This is a genomic window from Candidatus Litorirhabdus singularis (assembly GCF_026262625.1).
Lineage (GTDB): Bacteria > Pseudomonadota > Gammaproteobacteria > Pseudomonadales > Halieaceae > Litorirhabdus > Litorirhabdus singularis.
The window spans coordinates 15555-40179 of the sequence record NZ_SHNN01000005.1 but is presented as its reverse complement, the minus strand read 5'-3'; the positions used below and the strand labels follow the sequence as shown (position 1 = coordinate 40179).

Sequence of the window (24625 nt, the reverse complement as noted above, 5' to 3'; positions counted from 1 at the left end):
TAAAACCGCTATAGTAGCGCCCCTTTTTTACTCACTGGAGTATCCGGCAAATGCCCGCAGCCTCGGCTCGCAAAATTCTGGTTACCAGCGCCCTGCCCTATGCCAACGGATCGCTGCATTTGGGCCACCTGCTGGAGCAAGTGCAAACCGATATCTGGGTGCGTTTCCAGAAGTCACGCGGTCATCAGTGTACCTATGTCTGCGCCGATGACGCGCATGGTACCGCCATTATGCTGACGGCTGAGCAACAGGGCATTACCGCCCAACAGCAGATCGACAACATGCACGCCGAGCACTCCCGCGACAGCGCCGATTTTTTGATTGGTTTTGACAACTTTTATACCACTCATTCCGACGAAAATCGGGCGTTCAGCAATCAAATCTATACCCGATTACGTGACAACGGGCACATCGCCGTGCGTGAAATCACCCAGGCCTTCGACCCCGAGCGACAGCTGTTCCTCAGCGACCGCTACATCAAGGGTACCTGTCCGCGCTGTAAAACCGCCGATCAGTACGGTGACAACTGTGAATCCTGCGGTGCCACCTACAGTCCAGCAGAGCTTATTGATGCTGTTTCAGCCCTGTCCGGAGCAACGCCGATTGACAAAGACAGCGAACACTATTTTTTCACCTTGCCAGCCTTCGCCGACATGCTGAAAGAATGGACCGCGAGTGGCACGCTGCAGCCGCAGATTGCCAATAAACTGGGAGAGTGGCTAGAAGCCGGGCTACAGGAATGGGATATCAGTCGCGATGCCCCCTATTTCGGCTTTGAAATACCCGACGCTCCGGGGAAATACTTTTATGTCTGGCTTGATGCCCCTATTGGCTACATGGCCAGTCATCAGAACTTGTGCAACCGCACGGGGGATGACTTTGACAGTTACTGGAATAAAGACTCCAGCGCTGAGCTGTACCACTTCATTGGTAAGGACATCATCAACTTTCATGGATTGTTCTGGCCAGCGATGCTGACGTCCGCCGATTACCGCACACCATCGGCCATTTTCGTACACGGCTTTTTAACCGTGAACGGTACCAAGATGTCCAAATCGCGGGGCACTTTCATCAAAGCACGTACCTACCTGGATCATCTTGACCCCGAATACCTGCGCTATTACTTTGCTGCCAAGCTCAGCGGTGCCGTCGATGACATAGACCTGAATCTGGAAGACTTCGTGCAACGGGTTAACTCGGATGTGGTCGGCAAAGTAGTCAATATCGCCAGTCGCTGCGCCGGCTTTCTGCGCAAGCGATTTGACAACCAGTTATCAGAACACTGCGCCGAACCGGATATGGTCCAATCCTTCATAGCCGCCGGAGATGATATTGCTCAGCTTTACGAAGCGCGCGAGTTCAATAAAGCTATCCGCGAGATTATCGCGCTGGCTGATCGTGCCAACCAATATATCGATGAGAAAAAACCCTGGGTGCTGGCGCGCGAAGAAGGCAAAGAGGCAGAAGTTCACGAAGTTTGTTCTGTCGGCATTAATCTGTTCAGAATGTTGTTGGTTTATCTGAAACCCGTATTACCCGCTATGGCCGAGCGCAGCGAAACATTTCTGCAGGTTTCATTGGACTGGAACACCAACCCGCAGCCACTGGTGGGCCACCAGATCAATGATTTCATCCCGCTGATGACCCGCATCGAAGCGGCACAGGTTGAAGCCGTCGTTGCTGCCAGTGCGGAGCAGCAAAACGCCGCCAGCCAGGCTGCAGCAGTGCCAGTAGCAACAGAAACCGCCACTGAGACAGAGGCCGCCGACAACACCATTACATACGACGATTTCGCCAAAGTTGAACTACGGATCGCCGAAATAGTGGCCGCTGAGACTGTCGAAGGGGCTGACAAATTGCTGTGCCTGACGCTCAATCTGGGCGACAGCCAGCGGCAGGTCTTTGCCGGTATTCGACAGGCTTATCCGCAGCCACAAACTCTGGTCGGTAAAATGACCGTTTGCGTTGCTAATCTCGCGGCGCGCAAGATGCGCTTTGGCGTATCGGAGGGCATGGTGCTGGCAGCCGGGCCCGGCGGTGAGAACATTTACTTGCTGGAACCCCATGCCGGCGCCACCCCGGGAATGCTCGTCAAGTGATGTTGAGGCAAGCTCCCACATTGAGAGTCGTCGGCGACAACGGTAGACTAATAGCTATTAGTTTTATGGGACAAGGAACGCTCATATGTTAGCCGACTACTCGATCCTGCTGATCGGCGCGATCCTGGTCAATAATTTCGTGCTGGTGCAGTTTCTGGGCCTGTGTCCCTTCATGGGTGTCTCTAATAAACTGGAGACCGCCATGGGCATGTCCATGGCCACCACCTTCGTTTTGACTCTGGCGTCCGCTTGCAGCTATTTGACGCACACTTACCTGCTGCAACCACTGGGCCTGGATTACCTGAAGACGATCTCCTTTATTCTGGTGATTGCGGTCGTGGTGCAGTTCACTGAAATGGTAGTACGCAAGTCCAGCCCCCTGCTGCACCGGGTACTGGGAGTCTACCTGCCTTTGATTACCACCAACTGCGCGGTGCTGGGTGTGGCACTGCTCAACATCAACCGCGAACATGACTTTCTGCAGTCCCTGTTCTACGGTTTTGGTGCCGCCGTGGGCTTTTCCATGGTGCTAGTGCTGTTTGCTGCAATGCGCGAACGACTGGCCGTAGCAGACGTACCGGAACCCTTCCAGGGCCCGGCCATCGGCATGATTACAGCTGGCCTAATGTCTCTCGCCTTCATGGGCTTTGCCGGCCTGGTATGACAGCGATGTTAGAACTCGTAGCTCAAAACCCGTTTATCGCAGCGCTGCTGGCACTGGTCGGCCTGGGCCTGGTGTTTGGAGCACTGCTGGGCTATGCCGCCGTCAAGTTTCGCACCGAAGGCAACCCAATCTCCGAGCAGATCAACGCTATTTTACCGCAGACCCAATGCGGGCAGTGCGGATATCCGGGCTGTAGACCCTATGCCGAGGCTATTGCCGACGGCGAAGCCATCAACCGCTGCCCACCGGGTGGTGAGGGCACTATCGCGCAATTGGCTGACCTGTTAGATGTCGAAGCGATACCGCTGGATGCGGAGCATGGCGAAGAAAAGGCCGCAGCCAGCGTCGCCTTCATTCGAGAAGACGAGTGCATCGGCTGCACCAAATGCATTCAGGCCTGCCCGGTAGACGCCATACTCGGGGCCGCCAAACAGATGCATACAGTGATTGCCAGCGAGTGCACCGGTTGTGACCTGTGCGTGGAACCCTGTCCGGTTGATTGCATCGATATGATTAGCGAAGAAGTCACACTACAGACCTGGCATTGGGAGCTGCCCTCGCCCACCGACCCGCTGATCATAGCCAGCGATCGCGATGACATGAGCAGTGACAAGGAACGAGCGGCGTGAGAAAGATCTATGATATTCACGGCGGCATCCACCCGCTGGAAAACAAACATCAGTCACTGCAAGTATCCAGCACGCCCGCGGGCATACCACCACAGCTGTTTTACCCGCTATCTCAACACATTGGCGCCCCCGCCAAAGCGGTAGTCAGCGTTGGCCAGAAGGTACTCAAAGGTGAGCTACTCGCGGCCGCCGACGGCTTCATCAGCGTCCCAATACACGCCTCCACCAGCGGCGTCATTACCGCCATTGAACCACGCCCCGTGCCGCACCCCAGTGCTATGCCAGCGCCCTGCATTGTGCTCGATAGCGATGGCCTGGATACCTGGATTGAACATTCTGGCGTTGAGGACTATACGCAGTTGGAACGCTCCGCTCTGCTGCAATTGATCCGTGACTCGGGTATTGCTGGTATGGGCGGCGCTGGCTTTCCTGCCGCGGTCAAGCTGGGCGTAAACCCCGAACGTGGCCGCATTAATACCTTGCTAATCAACGGCACCGAGTGCGAACCCTATATCACTGCCGACGACATATTGATGCGCGAGCAGGCCGAGGCGATCATTGCCGGCATTCACATCCTCACACACCTGGTTGAACCGACTGAGATACTGCTGGGTATTGAAGACAATAAGCCGGAAGCTATCGCGGCTTTGCGCGCGGCGGCAGCCGGCACCGCTATTGATATAGTGGTATTTCCTACCAAGTACCCCTCCGGCGGAGAGAAGCAGCTGATCGAGATTGTGACCGGCAAGCAAGTCCCCAGCGGCGGCTTACCGGCTGATATCGGTATTGTCTGCCAGAACGTGGGTACCATTTATGCGATCTACCGCGCCGTGACTTATGGCGAACCGCTGATTTCGCGCATGACCACCGTTACCGGTAATGCAGCAGCGCATCCGCGTAATTACGAAGTATTGCTGGGCACACCAATGAGCTGGCTACTAGACCTGGCTGGCTACGATGCCAAGCGCAATCAACGCCTGATGATGGGTGGTCCCATGATGGGCTTCACTATCACCGACCCCAGCGTGCCGGTGGTGAAAACCACCAACTGCCTACTGGCCCCCACGGTAGAAGAATTACCCGCGCCGGACCCGGCACAGGCCTGCATCCGCTGTGGCATGTGCGCTGAAGCCTGTCCGGCTTCGCTGCTACCGCAACAGATGTACTGGTTCGCCCAGGGTAAAGAGTTCGAGAAACTGGAGGCGCACAATCTATTCGACTGTATCGAATGCGGCGCCTGCTCCTATGTCTGCCCCAGCAACATACCGCTGGTGCAATACTATCGGGCGGCCAAGGCAGAGATTGTGCAAATGCGCAACGACCACGCCAAGTCCGAGCATTCGCGCACCCGCTTTGAGGCTCGTCAGGAACGACTGGACAGAGAGGCCGCCGAAAAGGAAGCGCAGCGCGCGACCCGCAAAGCCGCGGCCGAACAGCGTGCTCGTGACGCGGCCGCCGGTGACGGCGTGGAAGATCCAGTCCAGGCAGCTATAGCTCGCGCCAAGGCCAAGAAAGCGGGTCAGGCGGAGCCGGCAGCTAGCGCCGATCCTGCACAGGCGGCGATTGAGAAAGCCAAGGCTACCCGTGCTGCGAGCGCGGATCTGGCTCCCGAGGACAAGGCGCGGCAAGACCTGCAGAAACTGCGCGAGCGGGCCGAAAAATCACGCGCCAGACTCACAGAGAGTCGGGAGGCAGGGGCCCAGGACAAAGTGATTGAAGCGCTTGATGCATCGGTATTAAAGCTCGATGAAAAAATCGCCACGGCAGTCGCTGCTATGGCAGACCAGGGCTGGAGCGAAAACCCACAGCAGGCACCGGCAGACCCCGCTCAGGCCGCTATCGAGCGTGCGCTTGCCAAACGGGCAGCACAGGCAGCAGCGCCAGCGCTCAGCCCTCGCGAACAGTTGCAGAAAAATCTGCAGTCCGTGGAAAAGAGTCTGCAAAAAGCTACTGCCAAGCTGGCCGAAGCCGAGCAGGAGAACTCTGACAAGGTTGAAGTGTTACAACAATCCGTGCAAAAACTGACCACCAAGCAAAGTCAGGTTCAAGCTGAACTGACGGCACTGGAAGACTGACCTGATATGGCACTAATGCGCATCACCTCACCCCACGCTCATGGCCCGCTAAGTACCGCCATGGTTATGCGCACCGTATTGCTGGCGACCTTGCCCGGCATCGTTGCTCTGGTGCACTTCTTTGGTTTTGGTGTAGTGGTCAATATCCTCTGGGCCTGCCTGGTCGCGGTTGGCTGCGAGGCATTGGTGCTTAAACTGCGCAAACGACCACTGGGTTTCTACCTGAATGACGCCAGTGCTCTGGTCACCGCCACTTTACTCGGCATCGCACTACCCCCTTATGCACCCTGGTGGCTGATTGCCGTGGGCGTATCTTTTGCGATAATCATTGGCAAACACCTCTATGGTGGCATGGGCTATAACCCTTTTAATCCAGCGATGCTGGGCTATGTCGTACTGCTGATCTCGTTTCCTCTGGAGATGACCACTTGGGGCGCGCCCTTGGGTATCAATCAAGTCGGGGCGCCGGGGTTACTGACCGCCTTGCAGGCGTGCTTTATGCCCGCTAGCGTCGATATCGCGACAATGGCAACACCACTGGACCTTTTGAAGCAAAACGATAGTCTGCTGATCGCCAACTTGTGGACTCAGCAACCGGTATTCGGACGCTGGGCCGGGCTGGGCTGGGAATGGGTCAATATCGGCTTTCTTGCGGGTGGCGCCTGGCTGCTCTACAAGCGCATTTTTACCTGGCACGCACCTGTCACCATGCTGGCCAGCCTGACGCTGCTAGCGGCCATATTCTATGACAGCGGCAGCTCTGCCAGCGGTGGCTCACCGGCGTTCCATCTGCTCAGCGGCGGCACTATGTTTGCGGCGTTTTTTATTATCACCGACCCGGTCAGTTCTGCAGTCTCCAACCGCGGCAAACTGATCTACGGCGCCGCTATAGGCGCTCTGATTTATATCATTCGCGTCTGGGGTAATTATCCAGATGCCGTGGCCTTTGCAGTTCTGCTGATGAATTTTGTTGCGCCATTCATCGATCACTACACCCAGCCTCGAACCTACGGCCACAGTAAAGGTGGAGGACGCAGCTCATGATGGGAAGTTCCATTAGTCGCAACAGTATTATGCTGGGCCTGTTCGCTATCATGACCACCGCGCTCATTGCAGGTACTTATTTGGGCACACGCGACATGATTGTGGAAGCCCAGCGCAAAGCGCAGGAAAAAGCGCTACTGGAAATTATTCCTGGCGAGCGCCACGACAACTCCATGTTGGATGACACTCTGATCATCGGACCGGAAGCTGATGGGCTCAGGCTGTCATCATCACAGCAGATCTTTATCGCCAGGCAGCAGGAAAAGGCCGTGGCGGTCATCCTGCCGGTCACCGCGCCTGATGGTTACAGCGGCGCGATAGACCTGATCGTCGGCATTAACAGTGATGGCAGTATTGCCGGAGTGCGCGTACTCACGCACAAAGAAACGCCGGGACTGGGTGACAAAGTGGACCTGAATAAGTCAGACTGGATCCTCTCCTTCAATGGCACGTCACTGCGCAATCCAATGCCGGCGCAATGGAAGGTCAAGAAAGACAAAGGCTACTTCGACCAGTTTACGGGTGCCACGATCACGCCACGGGCGGTGACTGCTGCCATCAAACGCAGCCTGGAGTACTTCCAGGCCAACCAGCAAAGCCTGCTGGCGCCGTTACAGACAACACCGATTGGTGAGGAAAACAGCGATGGCTGAAACCAGCTACAAAGAATTGTCGATCAACGGGCTGTGGAAGAATAACCCGGCTATTGTCCAATTGCTGGGCCTGTGTCCATTACTCGCGGTCACCGGATCTGTCGTTAACGCCATTGGCCTCGGTCTTGCCACCACCATGGTACTGATATGCTCCAATACCGCGGTATCCCTGATTCGCAATGTGGTTACCGACGCTGTGCGCCTGCCCGCCTTTGTTATGATCATCGCGGCCTCTGTCACCTGCATTGAACTGCTGATGCAGGCCTACACCTACGAGTTATATCAGATATTGGGTATTTTCCTGCCACTGATCACAACCAACTGCGTGATACTCGGCCGAGCCGATGCCTTTGCCAGTAAAAATGCCCTACTCCCGTCTTTCTACGACGGCTTCATTATGGGCCTGGGTTTTATGGTCATTCTGGTGCTACTGGGTGGCTTGCGCGAGCTCGTCGGCACTGGTGCACTGTTTGCCAACATGGATTTGCTGTTCGGCCCTGGCGCAGCCAGCTGGGAGCTGGTGCTCGTGGATGACTACAAAAACTTCTTGCTGGCTATCCTGCCGCCCGGGGCTTTTATCTTCACCGGCCTCATTATCGCGCTGAAAAACCGCATCGACAGCGGTTTAAAAGCGCGTGCTGATGCACTCAAGGAAAAGCCCGTCAAAGGTGCCAAACGGGTGCGGGTCACTGGCAATATTAGCTAGCGCCTTCCGCGACCGGCGCCTGCTCAAGTTCCAGCGTGTCGAGAATTTCATCCACTGCGGCATCATCCATTCCAGCATTGTCCAGATCGCAGCAGTAAGTAACGAATAACAGCAGTCCGCCGCTGGCGAGATACCACTCGCGAACCGCACTCTCGCTATCTCGCCACTGCGCAGTAACACCCTTAAACTGACCGGCCGCTGCGGGCTTGAACTGATAGTCCTGCTCGGCGTTCTCCGCTGCAATACCAGCGACTTCTGCCTCTTCAAATACCCCGGCATCGCGCACCAGCGTACTAATTTCGATGGTACCGACTTCATCGCGATCGCCGATAACAATGCTGTCTTCTTCGCGTTCAGCCCACCACTCAGGGGGCACAAAAATTGACCAGAATTCGGTTTGCAGTACATTCAGTTCCATAATTTCATATCCAGCGACATCAGAATCGCATCTTCCCTGCCAGCAACGGCAGGATAATAGGCTTTACGCACGCCATCTTGGACAAAGCCGGCACGCTCATATAAGTGACGGGCGGCACTATTGCTGGCACGCACCTCTAACAAACAGCGCTGCGAACCGTCAGCACGCGCTTTGTCTAACACCGCTGCCAGCAATAGCCCCCCGCGTCCAAGACCCTGCTGATCCGGTGCCACGCCCACATTCAGCAAGGTAGTTTCATCAACAATGCGTTGGCTAATAGCAAACCCCACCACTCCTGTGTGCTCTTCGTAACTGACCCAACAGTCTTCGCTGGCACTATGGCAGCTGGACAAAAACTGCGCCAGGCTCCACGGACTGGTCGCAACAGCCCGTTCTATCTCCACCATGTGCATCGCGTCGGTAGGCAGCGCCGTTCTGATTGACATGAACTCAGGCACTGCTCCGCAGCACGCGTAAGTCCTGCCAGGCCTGCGCCTTACTTGCCTGCTGCCGCAGCATGGACCAGGCACTCACTGTCTGTAACTGACGCAGACCGGCAAACATATCCAGATTCAACCAATCACAGGCTGCGCTACCCAGGAGAATAACACCCTCTACCGGTTGCCGTTCCAGCCGTCCGCGCATAAAACCTTCAAAGCTGTGGCGTGCTGTTTCGAGGCCTGGATCCAGTCGATTGGTACCAGGCAAGGGCCAGTCAAAGCGCTCCACCGTCGGCGTCGCCAGCGGCAAATTAAGTGCAGTGCCTATGGCCTGTAGCAGTTGACTGTAGTCAGCTCCGGTTTCCCGGCCGCGGGGCACTGCATCGATCCAATACCAACCACCCAGAAAAACCACCGCTGCGGAAAACATAACCGCCGGGGCACTGCTGGCTGCATTGTCAGCCGACGGTATTTTTTCGGGGGTCATTGCGGGACTTGTTGCGGGGGTTATCTCCGCTATCCCATGCACACTGGCAGGCTCGGGAGTACTTCGCGAAGCACCTGCAGACGCCGGTGCCATCGCAGAACGCAACAGTTCCGGGCCCTCAGGTGATTGCTTGACCTGCTGCGCCAAAGGCGCCTGAGCCTCTGTCTGCTTGATCATAACTGGATCGGCAGCGGTTTTCGGCACAACCCGACGCACCATACGGCGGCGGCGACTGGCAGCGGCCCCGGGCAACGCTGCCCGTGACACCCAGTTGTCGATGCCCATGGCGTCGAGATAAGTCAGTCTGGAATTTTCTTTCACGCTGCGAATGTTACGGTGCACCGGCACGGCTGCCAAGTGTTAAATCCAACGCCAGCCATGAGTCTGGAAAAAACGCCTGCCAGAGCGCGCAAACATAACGATATGTTTCCAGCCCTTGCGGGCACTGTAGCCACCGTGATGAATAATATGGACTTGCGGCAGAAAGTGAACCGGGCCCTGAGTCGCCAGCCGCAAAGACAGATCATAGTCTTCAAAATACATGAAATAGTCTGCACAGAAACCTCCTGCACGCCGCATAGCATCTGTTTTGACAAACATGCAGCAGCCACTGACCAACGGCACTTGGGCGACGACGTCGGCCGCCACCATGTCTCGCATCTCATATTCGTACATCCGTCCCGCAAACCACTTCCGCAAAAACTGCGGCGCAAAGGCTCGCAATGCCAACACCAGCACACTGGGATAGCGCTTGCACAAATATTGATTATCGCCCTGATCATTGGTACCACTGGGACTCGCCAGCACCACTTCAGGATGCTCACGCAAGTGCGCGACAGCGGCACCTATAGCATCTGCTGCCAACTCTACGTCCGGGTTCAAGATCAAATGGTAGTCACTGCCCACCTGTTCCAGCGCCTGATTGTGAGCTACCCCAAAACCGCTGTTTACGGTTGCTCCAATATAGCTGCAGCTGGACAATTCTGGGCCGCTGCGCGACTCCAACAGGCCTTGAAGGCTTTGCCCGTAGTCCTTATTGCAGGAGTTATCGACCACCGTTAACGTGGCATCTATGTCCGCACTAGCAACTAACTCAGCCAGGCTGCGTTCCAGACTATCGATGGTATTGGCAAGCATAACCAGATCAGAGTGAAAGCAGACTATAGCGACCGACAGTCGCTGCAGACCGTTGTTACCGGACTCCGAATCAGCCGATTGCCTCAGCGAATTAGTCATCCGGTCCAGCCAAATAATTGCAAAGCCGACACGCTCGCACCAGTACCAATGCGCCCGCCACCATAGAGGTTTCGGAACGGCGCATACCCAGAACTACCAAGTTTCTGGTGTTGGCAGTACTGGACAATCCATGACCTCCGCAGCAGGTTAATTCGCGGCGGGTAGTGTCACACATTCCTTGGCAGAGTTCACCATCCGCAACAGTCTCCGGCTAGGCCGCAACTGCCTCAATGAAAGCCGCTAAGCGGCCTGTGCTTTCAGGTAACTAGGTTTCCACCAACGAATGCTCAGTGGCACTGAAACATTTAGCCTTTAGCTGGACTTGGCTGGACTTAGCCGAACAAACTTGCCGGTATCCGCACCTCTTCCGCACTTTGGTGGCTGCAGTTGGCAAAAAGCGGCTTTGGATTCAACACAATTCAGTCTAGAATCTGCGCTCCAGCCAAGACGGTACCCAGCCCGCTGGCACCCACAACTTTCAGGTTACCGATTGTGTCACTTAACCCTTTGCTCAGCGACGCCTCACTGCCGCGTTTTTGCTCTATCAAGCCAGAACACGTAGAACCCGCTCTCGATGAAATACTGGCCATGAACCGCCATAAAATCAGTGCGCTGCTGGAACAACCTCCCGTTGCGGCCTCAAGTTTTCTGCAACAGCTGGAATCTCTGGACGACGATTTGAACCGGCTTTGGAGTCAGGCCAGCCATCTGCATGGCGTTATGAACTCAGAGTCCATGCGTGAGACTTATAGTAGCTGCCTTCCCAAGTTAACGGCTTACTATACCGAACTGGGACAACACGCCGGACTCTACCAGCGCTACAGCGAGATCGCCGATTCCGCAGAGTTTGCGGAGCTCAAAGCATCCCAGCGCAAGGCCATAGAGCACCAGCTGCGCGATTTCCGGCTGTCGGGCATCGCACTGGAAACTGCTGCGCAACAGCGCTATGCCACCATCAAAGCCAGGCTAGCAGAGGTCACTACCAACTTTTCCAACCACGTACTCGATGCCACCCAGGGCTGGCACAAGCACTTAACCACCGCTGAGCAACTGCCGGGGTTGCCTGCCAACACATTGGACTCCTATCGCGAAGCCGCACAGGAAAAAGGGCTAGAGGGCTACGTTATCACTCTGGATATACCTGCTTATCTTCCACTGATGCAATACTGCGATGATGCTCAATTGCGCCAGGAGATGTACCAGGCCTATTCAACCCGAGCGTCGGACCAAGGCCCCGACGCTGGCAAGTGGGATAACTCGAAGCTGATTGACGAAATCCTGGATTTGCGCCACGAGTTGGCACAGCTACTGGGCTTTGCAGACTACGCACAGTACAGTCTGGAAACCAAAATGGCGGAGGCTCCTGCCAGCGTTGTCGACTTCTTAATGGATATGGCGACACGCAGTCGCGCCGTAGCTCAGAACGATTTTCGCCAACTGGCGGAGTTCGCTGCAGAACAGGGCTGCGAGACCCTGTCGGCCTGGGATGTACCCTACTACAGTGAGAAGCTGCGGCTGGCCCAGTTTGACCTTTCACAGGAACAGCTGCGGCCGTACTTCCCTATTGAAACCGTTATAAAAGGTCTATTTGAAGTGGCCGGGCGCCTGTTCGGTATCAACGTCAGCGCCTCCAGCGCCGAGGTATGGCATGAAGATGTGCGCTTCTATGAGATAAGCCGTGACGGCAAGGTTATTGCGCGCTTTTATCTGGACCTGTTCGCGCGCGCGAACAAACGAGGCGGCGCCTGGATGGCAGATTGCCATGTCCGCCGCAACCGCGATGACGGCAGCCTGCAGCTCCCGGTAGCCTTTTTGGTCTGCAATTTCACACCGCCCACCGCGACGACGCCATCGCTGCTGAATCACAATGAGGTGACCACGCTATTTCACGAATTTGGTCACGGCTTACACCATATGCTGACGCAGATAGATTGCGCCGCTGTTTCTGGTATTAACGGCGTACCCTGGGATGCTGTCGAACTACCCAGCCAATTTCTGGAAAATTGGTGTTGGGAGAAGCAGGTTATCCCGCTGATTTCCGCCCACTATGAGACCGGAGAACCCTTGCCAACAGCATTGCTCGACAAAATGCTGGCGGCGCGCAATTTTCAATCTGGCATGCAAATTGTAAGGCAGTTGGAATTCGCACTTTTTGATCTGCGTATTCATAGCGAGTACCAACCGGATCAGCCCAGCGCGGTGCAGTCGATTCTGGATGAGGTACGCGCCGGGGTAGCGGTCAGTCCAGTACCGGCATGGAATCGTTTTCAGCATGGATTCAGCCATATTTTTGCCGGTGGCTACGCCGCCGGATACTACAGCTACAAGTGGGCCGAGGTGCTATCCGCCGACGCTTTTTCCAGCTTCGAGGAAGAGGGCATTTTTAATCCCGCTACCGGACAGCGATTTCTGGAAGAAATATTGCAACAGGGCGGAGCCCGCGAACCGCTGGATGCCTTTAAGCGTTTTCGCGGCCGCGAGCCGAGTGCGGAAGCACTGCTGCGCCATGCTGGCATTAGCGCATCGAACTCCAATGCCTGAAAACGTGGCCTCAGCCACTTGACCGATCGATACGCCGGCCTAGCGCTATAGTGAATAGCCCGCCGCCGATGACGAGTGCGCTGCCCAACAATGTCCAGGTATCAGGGACCTGCCCCCATATCAGCCAGCCCCAGACCCCGGTTAGCACTACCGCCAGGTAATTAACCGGCGCTATCGCCCAGGCTGGTGCTAGAGCGTAAGCACGTGTGTAGAGTCCCAAAGCAAAGTACATACTGACGCCGATGAACAACATCGCCAGCCAAACCTGCCAGGGTAGTCCAGAAAAATCTCCCAGACTGAACGGCGCTACACAGACCAGTGACAGGAAAAAATAGTAAAACAGAATGCGCGAAGCCGGCTCGGTGCGTGCCAGCTCACCGGTAGCGACCATCGATATAGACAGCGTAAATGCAGAAGCCACTCCAGCCGCATGCCACCAACTGAGACCCTCGGGGCTGGGCCTGAGAATGACCGCAATACCCATAAAGCCAATCACCAGCGGGATCAAGCTACGCCAAGGAACCCGCTCACGATTCCACGCCCACATCACCAATGGCAGCGTCAGCGGCGCACTTTGCCGCAACAACATGGCATCAACCAACGCGATGTGTTGAACAGATGCATAAAAGAGATAAAACCCCAGCACGCCGACCACACCCCGAAACAGATGTAGCGGCAGCCGTTGTGTGGCCAGCGGAGCCAGGCCATGACGCACGGTACGCGGAATACATAGCACGCAACACACCAGGTATTGCAGTGTTACGATGGCCGCAGTACTGGTGTAATCCGAGGCGTAACGGGTCGTCGCTACCGAGACACTGCTAATCAACACCATCAGCAGTGACAGGTATATTGCGGTGCGGATCGGGTTAGTGTCTGGCGTCAAGCCCGGCTTCACTGATACAAACAACGGAACAATGTTGGCGAGCCAGAGCCATCAATCATTGGCAGCGACCATCTTGCTGCTGCCACGAAATGGCAATTCCTGTTCTTGACCAGGCAACAGTGGTAAATCCTTGATGCGCCACAGAGGTTCCCAGCAGCCAGTGCGCTCCAATAAGGCGCGCGCTTGCTCCTGATCCGTGCCGGACAGCTTTTCAAAACGATTGCGCAATTCCTGCAAACACCATACCCGGTAGCGGGAATAGCGCGCCTGGCGATAGGAAACGCCAGCTACCTCTACATCAAAGCGCCGCTGGTCGGCCGCTACGGCCTCAGCATTGGCACACAAGTACGGCAAATAGCTGCGGCCGATATCCTGCAACAATGGTTCCAGGTCCCCAGGCACGCCATCCAGCCATTCTCCGCTGCTGCTCAAACGTGTATTCCAAAGCCGCGCCATCCATTCCAGCACAGCCGGTGCCCGTTGACGCATAATTTCCAGAGGAATTGGATCCAGCCCAAAATGGCGAAAGAAGGGGCCGGAAAAACCAATATCAGCGAGACTAGGTCGCGAGCCCAGCAAGAACGGGCGCTGTTCAAAGATCGCCTGCAGACGCTGCAGTGTATCAAGGTAAATTTGCTCAACTCCGGCTACATTCTGCGGGGTTACACCGTCGCCCATGGTATAGCCACTGCGCTGCCGGCGGCGCACTAACCAGCGTTTAAAAAAGCCGGGACTAGGCACAGCTGCCATTAACTCATCCGTCAGGTGGCGACTCTGCAAATGCGCGCCTTCCGGATAAAACCAACGATAGTGCATGGCAGGCCGCCACAACCATTCATCGGCATAGTCTTCCAGCAACTGACATACGAGTGCCTGCACAGGGTTTGACGGCAATATCGGATTATCAGGATAATGTGGCTCTAACCACTCAATCATGGCGGTTGTATCAGTCATCCAGCGACCATCACCCAGCAGTACCCCAGGCATTTGGCTTACGCCTACCTTCTCCTGCATCTGCTTGAAACCCTCAGGCATTGTCATCGGCTCAAGTGTATAAGCGATGCCCTTCACCCGCAGATAGTTCTCCATCTTACCGGTAAAGTAGGAAATATTGGATCCGTAAACCGTCAGCGGCTGTATTCCGGTATCGCTCATAATGCACTCCTAAAGCTATGCGTAACGTTCTGACAAATCTCCCATGACAATATTGAACTCCTGCATGGTACCTTGCACTACTTCACTCGCACTCTTGATCTCGTCAATACGACCGCACACCTGACCTGACAGCGGAATCGCGGCTTCCATATTACCGCCAAAATACAGCTCCTGCAGATCGGCCATATGCTCGCCGATATTGAACTTACCCAACGGCGCCAGACTCGCCGTGCGCTCGGTGCGCAGGGCCCTGAGCGCAGGTCGCGACTCCTGATTGAGAAACACCGTATCGGTCTCGCGCGAAGCGACTACTGCCTGCTTCCAGTTATCGTGCACGGGTGACTCTGCGCATGACAGCATGCGCGTACCCATTTGCACACCTTCTGCGCCCATCGCAAATGCGCCGGCCATAGACACTCCGTCAGAGATACCCCCGGCGGCTATAATAGGCACCTCAACCCGCGATCGAATCAGCGGCAGCAGCACCATAGTCGACACTGGACTGGGGTTCTTGAAGCCACCCCCTTCACCGCCCTCTACTACCAGACCATCCACGCCCGCATCGATGGCCTTAAGCGCCATGTCTAATGTGGGCACCACGTGAAAGACTTTGATTCCCGCCTCTTGAAAATCCCGGGTACACACCGCGGGACTGCCCGAGGACGTTGTCACAAAACGAATGCCCTGTTCGATCACAAAATCGATCACATTGGTGCCTTTGACATAGGACAGGGCCACGTTCATACCAAACGGTTTATCGGTGAGCTCACGCATTAAAGCGACCTCACGTTTTATGTTCTCAAACTCTCCGGAGGAGGTTTCAATAATACCCAGGCCACCGGCATTACTCACGGCGGAAGCTAACTGCGCGCGAGCGATCCAGCCCATTGGCGCCTGGATAATAGGATAGTCGGTTCCGGTCATAGCGGTAACGCGGTTTGAAATAGGCGGAGGCAACGCAGATGAAGTCATGTTTTTTTCCTGTTAGAAATGAATCAGCGAGTGGACGAAGACACCCATGAATTAGCATAAAGACTGCCATTATATGCAAATGTTGCCAACCAAGGATAGCCTGCCATGCATAGCCCGCAATGCATAGCCCGCAATGCATAGTGCACTGAGTTGGCTGATGGGCAAAATGCTCGCGCAATCGGTTACACTCGCGAATCAAAGAATCAGTCCACCTTCTAAAGGAGTAACAGTCCATGAACGGCGCCGAAAGCTTACTCAGCACATTGGTCAACAACGAGATTGAAGTTTGTTTTACCAACCCCGGCACCTCGGAGATGCATTTTGTCGCGGCTTTAGACGAGGTAGATGGCATGCGCTGCGTACTCTGCCTGTTCGAGGGTGTGCTCAGCGGCGCCGCCGACGGCTACGCCCGTATGGCACGCAAACCGGCCTCTACCCTGCTCCACCTGGGCCCGGGTTTGGGCAACGCGTTAGCCAACCTGCACAATGCCGGCAAAGGCCACGTGCCCGTCGTTAATATTGTTGGCGATCATGCCAGCTATCACTTGCAATATAACGCCCCGTTAACCTCAGATATCACCGCCATTGCCGGCGCCGTATCTGACTGGACGCATACTGCCAACAGTTCGGCAGAGATTGCCAGTGACGCCGCTGAGGCCGTGCGCCAGGCCGGCTTCGGCAGTGTCGCCACGCTGATCCTGCCGGCCGATGTTTCCTGGGGTGATAATCCCAATGGCGCGGTAGCAAAGGTCGCGATTGAACCTCCTACGGCGGTTGCCGAGGCTCTGATCGAAGACGCTGTCAGCAGGTTGCAAAGCGGCGCCAATTGCATGTTGATGATAGGTGGCCGCGAAATCGACAAATCGCGCGGTTTGCTGATCAACCAGATTGCCAAAGCGACCGGCGCCCGCGTTTGCAGTGACGTGTTTCCAACCAGGGTGGCACGCGGCGCTGGTACCGCAGTCATCGAACGGCTTCCCTATCTTGCCGAACTCGCCATTGATCACCTTAAGGACATACAGCAACTGATTCTGATTGGCGCTGCGGCGCCAGTGTCCTTCTTTGCCTATCCAGGCGTGCCCAGCGCTATTGCACCGGACGCCTGTGAGCAACTGCAGTTAGCCACGCCGGATAACGATATTGACAGACTACTGGCGGAAATAGCTCGCAGAGTCGGCGCTATAGATATCGAACCGGAGGTGTATCCACTGCAATTACCCCCGGCCCCGGTGGGCGCTCTTGATGTCAACAGCGCTGCTCAAGCACTAGCGTACTATTTACCTGAAGAGGCGGTAGTGGTCGATGAATCAATCACCGCTGGTATGGCCATATTCCCGCAAACAATGAAGGCACGTGCGCATGATTGGCTGCATCTGAGTGGTGGCAGCATCGGCTGGGGCCTACCCGCATCAGTTGGCGCGGCAATAGCCTGCCCGCGGCGTAAAGTTATTTGCCTGGAGGGTGACGGCAGCGCCATGTATACCATTCAAGCCTTGTGGACTATGGCCCGGGAGGATTTGGATGTATTGGTGATTATTTTCAACAATCGCAAATACAGCGTGCTGGAAATGGAGTTCGCGCGAACTGGCGCCCGCGGTGGTAGCCCCGGTGTAAAAGCTGCCAGTACATTAGGTATCGGCTCACCCGACATGGATTTCGTAGCGCTAGCAACAGGCATGGGCGTATCGGCAGAACGCGCTGATAGCGCGGAGGCATTTTGCGCGCTGCTGGAGCAGGCTATGTCGGAGCGCGGCCCACGGCTGATCGACGCTATTGTGCCGTCATTATTTTAGCGAGCGCTGACAGCTGTAAACATACTTTTCGAAAACTCAGCTATTATCTGGAGCGTGATTACTGACATAAACAATAATATCAGGAGTACGCAACATGACCGAACAAACCGCTGAAGCCACCCCCTTCTGGCTGACAGAGAATTTCGCCCCGGTGCACGAGGAAGTAACCGCTACCGATCTAAAGGTCACCGGCACTATACCCTCGGCGCTGAGCGGCAGATTACTGCGTAACGGCGCCAATCCGCAGTCCGGCTGGTCTGACCACTGGTTTCTGGGCAACGGTATGTTGCACGGTGTTGAGATACGAGACGGCAAGGCCAACTGGTATCGCAACCGCTACGTCAAAACCCCGTTTTTCCTCAAGCCTGATGCGGATGTTATGGAATCTTTGGGCGATATGAATATGTCGACCGCCAACACCAATGTGATTCACCATGCCGGGAAAATCATGGCATTGGAGGAAGGCCATTGGCCCTTCGTCGTTGACGACCAACTGGAGACCGTCGGCCCCAATAACTATGCCGGCAAGCTGACAGGACCCATGACGGCGCACCCCAAAACCTGCGCTGCTACCGGTGAAATGCTGGCCTTTGCCTACAGCATGATGGAGCCTTATCTGACCTACTACCGCATTTCAGCCAGCGGCGAACTGCTGCAGGTAGAGCCCATAACCGTGGGCGCTGGCACCATGATTCACGACTTTAACATTACCCGTAACAACGTTGTTTTCATGGATCTGCCAGCACTCTGGAACCTGGAAGGCATAGCCGACAGCGGCCTGCCCATTGTCTGGGACGAGAGCTACGGCGCGCGTCTGGGCGTGATGCCGCGCAATGGCTCTGACAAGGATGTGACCTGGTACGAAATCAACCCCTGTTATGTCTTTCACCCCCTCAATGCCTACGAGGACGGCAACAAGATCATCCTCGATGTGTGCCGCATGGAGGACGCTATGAAGCCCGGTTCCGAAGCACCGCCCATGCTCTATCGCTGGGTCATTGATCAGGATAAAGGGACGGTCTCTGAGACCCAACTGGACGACCGCGTGGTGGATTTCCCGCGGGTCTGCGACACCGTGGTTGGCCTCAAGAATCGCTATGGCTATGCCGCAGCCTTTGCGCCTAATCTGCCCGTGGCGGCCGGCCTCATAAAGTACGATCTGGACAGTAGTAGTTCGAGCTACCACGACCTCAAGGGTGGCCAAGGAAGCGAAGCGGTCTTTGTCAAAGATCCAGCGGGCAGCTCTGAGGACGACGGTTGGGTATTGAGCTATGTATATAGGCCTGAAACCAACCAAAGTGACGTGGTCATCGTTGATTCACGCCATTTTGATCAGGAGCCCGTTGCGACGATTCATCTGCCAGTCAGGGTCCCTGCAGGCTTTCACGGCAACTGGGTGCCCGACGGTTACTAGTTCCATTCCGCCGGACTTGCCTATACCGGCTTGACCGGCAGTGATTTACACTGCGCACCATGAAACCCGTGCGCATATTCCTCGCTGTCATTCTGCTCCTGTTGCTAAGCCTGCTTGGCGCAGGAGTCTATGCCTGGTTTCAGCTGCCCGCATTGCTCACTACCCACCTCAGTACACTGCTGTCACCGCACGGTGTTCAAAGCTTCTCTGTCGCAGAAATAACACGAAATGGTAGTCGCCTGGAGCTCTATGACCTGCGAGTTGCGGCGAACCGCAACGGCCAAAAAATCAGTCTTGAGCTGGAGACGACTAGTCTGGACTTCAGCTGGCGATCACTACTGCAAGCGCGCCTGGATAGTGCCTTTATCGACCGGGCGCAGATAAGCCTGGCGCCTGCCACGGCTGGAGATGGCACCGAAGAGACTGCACTGCGCATCAGTGAGTTACTCCCCTCTTCACTTTTACAACAATTGCCGGTGAACAAGATTGAGGTTGGCTCATGGCAACTGAACTACCCACTGAGCGAGGATCAAACACTGGTCCTCACTGGCCAGCTATTCAGCGCCGAGGAGTTGCGATTCAAGCTTGAGACAAGCTTACACGGTGCCACAACATCTTTGGCAGTGAGCGCGCCGCCCAGTGGATTGCCGCTCAGCGCAACATTGGCAATAACAGCGGCGGATCTGACAGTTGCAGAAACCACAATGGAGCTAACATCAGATCAGTCTGAGCTTTGGCAGTGGAATATAAAAGGCATAATCAACCACCCAGCGATGCTGTCTTGGGTAGCGCGACTCACAGAGGCAGAATTACTGCCGCCTGAGCTGGTCCCGACATCACAATTCGCGGTTGGTGGCAGCAGTGGTTTTGAATTTGATATCCGCCACCCGGACCTATTACAGTCCCCTGATTTTCCCCTTCAGGGAGGCACATCACGCGTGGTCGCAACCGGACAGGGACACAGTGCCATTAGCCATATAACGCTGGGGGAAACGATCAGCGGCGCCACAGCTGAACTCGATTGGTCGCTAAACTATGCGGCCGACATCTCGCAGCTAGTGCTATCGGCCTTTGATTTCCAGGCTGCACTGCCGGTGGCTGAATTGGGTCTGTCACCAGCACAGTTAGAGTGGCTGCAATGGAGTGGCGAGATTCCCCTGCGCTGGCAAAGTCTGCAGGCTATTAGTCTAAGCCAGCTTGGCACTCACCGTTGGCAGCTCAGCAGCCCGGAGAGCAACCTGCGCATTGGCACTGGCAGCAGCGAGTTGCGACTGAACAACATTGAACTGCAATCGCTGCTGAATGTGGCTGATGCAACAGCCGCAAATTCTGAACTCCGCGCCGGTCTGATGCTTAGCTTGCGACAACAAAAGTTGCCACTGCTCTCGCTTGAGCTTTCGCAACAGAGCAAGCGTTCAAGTCAGGCGTTTCACCTGAGAATAGCCGACATCACTGAAAGCCTGCGTCTGGAATTAGCTGGGCTGCTGGAGATTGAAACGGGCGTTGGACAATACCAGTTGAACGTGACCAGTCCAGACCTCCCCTGGCTGACCTCAATGATGCTGCCAATATGGCGGGAACTGATGGGCAGCGCCCCTCGCCTGGTTCTGGCAGAAGGTGCTCTGTCACTGCACAGTGACTTACTGAGCGAGGGCTTTAGTGCGCCGCAGTGGCAGCATCAGTCTACGCTTGAAATTGCCAACCTCACCGGCACTTGGGACGACTATCTTTTTGAGAACGGCACACTAAGCGCGGCATGGTCGGGTTGGGAAAATCCAAAAACAAACGCACCGGTCAGGCTTGCTATAGACCGATTGAATCTGGGCATCGAACTTAACCAGGTTACCGCACAGCTGTCCCTACCGGGCAACCCAGAGCTGGCACTGACCCGGATCCGGCTAGAGTCGTTTTCCGCTGATGTTTTTAGCGGACGAGTGATAATGCCGGAACCCAGCGAGTGGAACCTGGGGGCCGAGCGCAACGCGCTGCGCCTGCGAGCAGAAAACTTACAACTATCAGAAATCGTCGCGCTGCAACAGAATCAAGACATCAGCGCCGGTGGTGTGCTGGAGGGCGAAATACCACTGCAGTTCAGTGCCGGGCGTTTCACGATAGGCAACGGCTACCTGCAGGCGCTGGCTCCCGGTGGCAGTATTCGTTACGCACTGGATGAATCCAGTAAGGCCTTGGCAGAGACCAGTGAGCAACTGCGACTGGCGCTGGATTTACTGAATGATTTCCACTACCAGGTGTTGGCCAGTACCGTCGACCTGGATCAGAATGGTCAACTGCGCCTGGGGCTTTCGCTGACAGGCAGCAACCCCTCCTATGAGAATGGCCGTCAAGTTAACTTCAATATCAACCTGGAACAAAACCTCGATCCACTGTTACAAAGTCTGCGCCTAAGTGATAGTTTACTGCAGAAGCTCGAAGACGGTTTGCGGTAAGCTTGTATAGGCCTATAACCCTCGTCGAAGAACGCCTTTGGAGAGACAACCATGCCAAAACTGATCTTGTCGTGTCTACTAGCAATGACTGTGGTTGCGTGCACGCCGACGGTGCAAGTCCGGGCGCCAGAAGAACCTATTACCATTAATCTCAATGTAAAAATTGAACATGAGATTCGCGTTAAGGTCGACAAAGAACTGGATGATATTTTTTCAGAAGACAGTGACCTGTTCTAGGAGAACACCATGAATCTGATTCGCCACAACCTGCAGCATGTCTTGCGCGCTATTGCGCTGCTCACTTTGCTATCTAACCCCGCTTGGGCTCTCGACCTCAGCGAGGCCAAAACCCAAGGCATGGTAGGTGAAACCCATACCGGCTACATCGCTGCCGTCGAACCTGCGGCCAAGGTCAACAGCCTGGTCAGCGATATCAACGCCAAACGCAAACAGCACTATCAGGCGATAGCGACACAGAATCGCATCAGTCTGCAGGCTGTGGAGGCCCGTGCTGGCCTCAAGGCTATTGAAAAGACGCCGTCAGGACAGTACATCAACACCGGCAGCGGTTGGCAGAAAAAGTAGTCGTCCGCCGTCGATTACTACCCATCGACAGCAATACGTACTTCCTCAATTGTACCGGTAAACGCAAAATTGGCTGGGTAATGCCCGGCCGGTGAGCCGGTATCTGTGCCGACGTCAAAGGTTTCATCGATAGAAAATATGGCGGGAATACTGCGTTCGATACGGCCGCGTGCCACCCGCTTGCCGTCGACCTTGAGCACTAAATCTGCGCCGCGCCCATAACCGCCCCCGTCATAGTCAAACTCTAGCGCCAGCTGCGCCGGCCCAGGCTTCAATGGCTGATCGGCACTGATCGTGGTGATTGACTTGCCGGCCAGGTTGTAGACGTAAGAGGCGTGCCCCTCCTCGTTCACATATAGCGCCCAACCAGCCACAACGCCGCCCTGGGTTGCTATAACACCGGAAGCACCGATCTCAGGAACAGCGATACGGGCAGTAATCGAGTGACTTCGATTCTTGAGGCTGGGTATCGCTGTCTCATGTAAACCAACCGCGCCAGGGTAATAGCTGACCGCACTCCTACCCGCACCCAGCGGCGCAAATGGCGGCTCCCCACTGGGCCGACCACTCAATGGCAGCACTTGGTTACGCCCGGCCTCAGCCCAGAACAGATTCACCAGCTTTTGCAGCTGACGGGGGTTCTCCCGCGCCACATCTTTTGCCTGACTAAAGTCACTGCGCAAATCGTAAAGCTCCCATTTATCTTCTGGAAGCTGGTCATCTGTGGCGATTAATCCGTGCCATGGAACGCTGTTTTCGTTGCGCGAAGAAACCATCCAACCCTTGTGATAGAGCGCACGATTAGCACGGACTTCAAAATACTGTGTGGCATGGACTTCTGGAGCTACCGCGTCATCAAAGCTATACAGCAGACTAAAGCCATCCAGCGGCTTCTGGCCGATGCCGTTAACCAGCGCCGGCGCCGGCAGCTTGGCGGCTTCCAGTACGGTTGGGAAAATATCGTTGACGTGGCTGAATTGTGTGCGCAACTCATCCTTCGCCGCGATCCCGTCGGGCCAACTAACCACCAGCGGATTGCGCGTACCGCCCAAGTGAGACGCCACCTGTTTAACCCAGCGAAAAGGCGTATTGGTAGCCCAGGCCCAGCCCGCGGAATAGTGTGGATATGAATCGGTACCGCCTATTTCATCGTAACGCTTAAGCAGTTCTGCAGGCGACTGCACTATTCCCTGTATACGCCCCATCTCATTCCAGGTGCCGTAGTCGCCGCCGCCCTCACCACTCGCGCCGTTGTCCCCGACAATGTAAAACACCAGCGTATTGTCGAACAAACCCTGCTCCCGCAGTGACTCTAGCACCCGCCCGACCTCGGCGTCGGTATGGGCCAGAAACCCTGCATACACCTCCATCAGTCGGGCCGCCACTTGTTGTTCTTCACTATCGAGCGTATCCCAGGCGCGCAATTCAGGCGGCCGCGGAGTCAGCTCTGTGCCCGGCGGTATAACACCCAGCTCTAGCTGCCGCGCAAAGATTTTTTCACGGGCAACATCCCAGCCGCGGTCAAATTGACCGGCAAATTTATCGATCCACGCCTTGGGCGCATGCAGGGGTGCATGCGTTGCACCCGGAGCCAGGTATAAAAAGAAAGGCTGCTCTGGACGCAGACTCTGCTGTAACTTGATCCAATCAATGGACCGCTCAGTCAGGTCCGAGGTGACGTGGTAGTTGTCCCCCGCGGGGCGTTGTACCAGTTGAGTACCGGCAAACAGCGTGGGTTCAAACTGATGCGTCTCACCGCCCAAAAATCCGTAGAACGTTTCGAAACCCTGCTGGGTAGGCCAGCGATCAAACGGCCCCATAGGTGACGCCTCATGATCTGGCGTCAGGTGCCATTTACCAAACATCCCGGTCGCATAGCCATTCAGGCGCAAGATTTCGGCTATCGTAGCCGTGTCGGACTGCAACAGGCCCGACCTTCCGCGCCAGGGTTGGACGCTATTAATGACACTACCAACCCCCACCGCATGCGGATTACGCCCAGTCATCAGCGAGGCCCTGGTTGGTGAACATATGGCGGTGGTGTGAAAGCGATTATAGCTGAGCCCGCCTTCAGCGAGTTGCGTCAGATAGGGTGTGGGCACCAACCCGCCAAAGGTGGACGCGGCAGCAAAGCCGACGTCGTCTAACAGCACCACCAACACATTGGGAGCACCTGCAGGTGCACTGCGGCTGGAAAATCCATCTCGCGGCACTTCGCCCACGGTGAGCCCGCGCGCCTGCGCGGCGGGAGCTGCTGGCGCCGGCAACACCAGTCCACTGGCACCGGCATCACGCGCACCTAGCGCGGCCAGTAGGCCTCCAATGGCAACTATCCAAGCCAGCTTCAAACCCAACATATCGCGCTCCTCTTGCTTGTTGAA

Annotated in this window: 21 protein-coding genes; 13 read left to right on the top strand and 8 right to left on the bottom strand. The window is 55.8% G+C overall.

Annotation, left to right across the window (positions count from 1 at the left end):
- Positions 1–50: 50 nt before the first annotated feature.
- The 7 genes from metG to EYC98_RS19080 all read left to right on the top strand — a co-directional run bounded on the left by metG (position 51) and on the right by EYC98_RS19080 (position 7870).
- Positions 51–2099, top strand: coding sequence for a methionine--tRNA ligase (gene metG / locus EYC98_RS19110; RefSeq protein WP_279247002.1), 2049 nt, complete (start codon positions 51–53; stop codon positions 2097–2099).
- A gap of 85 nt (positions 2100–2184) precedes the next feature.
- A complete protein-coding gene (rsxA, locus tag EYC98_RS19105; RefSeq protein ID WP_279247001.1) occupies positions 2185–2763 on the top strand; it encodes an electron transport complex subunit RsxA in 579 nt (192 codons plus the stop codon).
- A gap of 5 nt (positions 2764–2768) precedes the next feature.
- Complete coding sequence (gene rsxB, locus EYC98_RS19100) at positions 2769–3392, top strand: electron transport complex subunit RsxB (RefSeq protein WP_279247000.1); 624 nt, start codon at positions 2769–2771, stop codon at positions 3390–3392.
- Complete coding sequence (rsxC, locus tag EYC98_RS19095) at positions 3389–5467, top strand: electron transport complex subunit RsxC (protein WP_279246999.1); 2079 nt, start codon at positions 3389–3391, stop codon at positions 5465–5467. The genes rsxB and rsxC overlap by 4 nt, the downstream gene beginning before the upstream one ends.
- 6 nt (positions 5468–5473) lie before the next feature.
- On the top strand, positions 5474–6511 hold the full coding sequence (gene rsxD / locus EYC98_RS19090) for an electron transport complex subunit RsxD (protein ID WP_279246998.1): 1038 nt from the start codon (positions 5474–5476) through the stop codon (positions 6509–6511).
- Entirely contained in the window at positions 6508–7164 is a 657-nt protein-coding gene (gene rsxG / locus EYC98_RS19085) for an electron transport complex subunit RsxG (RefSeq protein WP_279246997.1), read from the top strand. Before rsxD ends, rsxG begins: the two co-directional genes overlap by 4 nt.
- The gene (locus tag EYC98_RS19080) at positions 7157–7870 is read left to right on the top strand and encodes an electron transport complex subunit E (protein WP_279246996.1); all 714 of its coding nucleotides are present in this window, start codon (positions 7157–7159) and stop codon (positions 7868–7870) included. The genes rsxG and EYC98_RS19080 overlap by 8 nt, the downstream gene beginning before the upstream one ends.
- Here EYC98_RS19080 and EYC98_RS19075 read toward each other — a convergent pair.
- The 4 genes from EYC98_RS19075 to EYC98_RS19060 are packed head-to-tail and all read right to left on the bottom strand — an operon-like array spanning position 7863 to position 10451.
- Complete coding sequence (locus tag EYC98_RS19075) at positions 7863–8288, bottom strand: hypothetical protein (protein ID WP_279246995.1); 426 nt, start codon at positions 8286–8288, stop codon at positions 7863–7865. The two genes, EYC98_RS19080 and EYC98_RS19075, sit on opposite strands and share 8 nt — an antisense overlap.
- On the bottom strand, positions 8279–8734 hold the full coding sequence (gene rimI / locus EYC98_RS19070) for a ribosomal protein S18-alanine N-acetyltransferase (RefSeq protein WP_279246994.1): 456 nt from the start codon (positions 8732–8734) through the stop codon (positions 8279–8281). The genes EYC98_RS19075 and rimI overlap by 10 nt, the downstream gene beginning before the upstream one ends.
- Before the next feature lie 4 nt (positions 8735–8738).
- Positions 8739–9572, bottom strand: a complete 834-nt coding sequence (locus EYC98_RS19065) for a hypothetical protein (protein ID WP_279246993.1) — start codon at positions 9570–9572, stop codon at positions 8739–8741.
- A gap of 3 nt (positions 9573–9575) precedes the next feature.
- Positions 9576–10451, bottom strand: coding sequence for a glycosyltransferase (locus EYC98_RS19060; protein ID WP_279246992.1), 876 nt, complete (start codon positions 10449–10451; stop codon positions 9576–9578).
- Positions 10452–10943: 492 nt separating this feature from the next.
- Between EYC98_RS19060 and prlC the strand changes: the two genes are divergently transcribed.
- Positions 10944–12992: an oligopeptidase A gene (prlC, locus tag EYC98_RS19055; RefSeq protein ID WP_279246991.1), complete on the top strand. Its 2049-nt coding sequence runs from the start codon at positions 10944–10946 to the stop codon at positions 12990–12992.
- 10 nt (positions 12993–13002) lie between these two features.
- Here prlC and EYC98_RS19050 read toward each other — a convergent pair whose 3' ends face one another.
- The 3 genes from EYC98_RS19050 to EYC98_RS19040 are packed head-to-tail and all read right to left on the bottom strand — an operon-like array spanning position 13003 to position 16005.
- Complete coding sequence (locus EYC98_RS19050) at positions 13003–13878, bottom strand: DMT family transporter (protein WP_279246990.1); 876 nt, start codon at positions 13876–13878, stop codon at positions 13003–13005.
- Positions 13879–13929: 51 nt separating this feature from the next.
- Positions 13930–15033: a glutathione S-transferase family protein gene (locus tag EYC98_RS19045; RefSeq protein ID WP_279246989.1), complete on the bottom strand. Its 1104-nt coding sequence runs from the start codon at positions 15031–15033 to the stop codon at positions 13930–13932.
- Positions 15034–15048: 15 nt separating this feature from the next.
- Entirely contained in the window at positions 15049–16005 is a 957-nt protein-coding gene (locus tag EYC98_RS19040) for an NAD(P)H-dependent flavin oxidoreductase (protein WP_279246988.1), read from the bottom strand.
- A 233-nt stretch (positions 16006–16238) separates the two neighbouring features.
- Here EYC98_RS19040 and EYC98_RS19035 point away from each other — a divergent pair, with 233 nt between their 5' ends.
- The 5 genes from EYC98_RS19035 to EYC98_RS19015 all read left to right on the top strand — a co-directional run bounded on the left by EYC98_RS19035 (position 16239) and on the right by EYC98_RS19015 (position 22244).
- Positions 16239–17798, top strand: coding sequence for an acetolactate synthase large subunit (locus EYC98_RS19035; protein ID WP_279246987.1), 1560 nt, complete (start codon positions 16239–16241; stop codon positions 17796–17798).
- A 94-nt stretch (positions 17799–17892) separates the two neighbouring features.
- Complete coding sequence (locus tag EYC98_RS19030) at positions 17893–19212, top strand: carotenoid oxygenase family protein (protein WP_279246986.1); 1320 nt, start codon at positions 17893–17895, stop codon at positions 19210–19212.
- A 59-nt stretch (positions 19213–19271) separates the two neighbouring features.
- Complete coding sequence (locus tag EYC98_RS19025) at positions 19272–21659, top strand: intermembrane phospholipid transport YdbH family protein (RefSeq protein WP_279246985.1); 2388 nt, start codon at positions 19272–19274, stop codon at positions 21657–21659.
- 51 nt (positions 21660–21710) lie between these two features.
- Positions 21711–21896, top strand: a complete 186-nt coding sequence (locus EYC98_RS19020; protein WP_279246984.1) for a YnbE family lipoprotein — start codon at positions 21711–21713, stop codon at positions 21894–21896.
- 9 nt (positions 21897–21905) lie between these two features.
- Entirely contained in the window at positions 21906–22244 is a 339-nt protein-coding gene (locus EYC98_RS19015; protein ID WP_279246983.1) for a YdbL family probable chaperone protein, read from the top strand.
- A 17-nt stretch (positions 22245–22261) separates the two neighbouring features.
- On the opposite strand, the gene EYC98_RS19010 is transcribed toward EYC98_RS19015, so the two are convergent.
- Positions 22262–24601: an arylsulfatase gene (locus tag EYC98_RS19010; protein WP_279246982.1), complete on the bottom strand. Its 2340-nt coding sequence runs from the start codon at positions 24599–24601 to the stop codon at positions 22262–22264.
- Between the last annotated feature and the right edge of the window lie 24 nt (positions 24602–24625).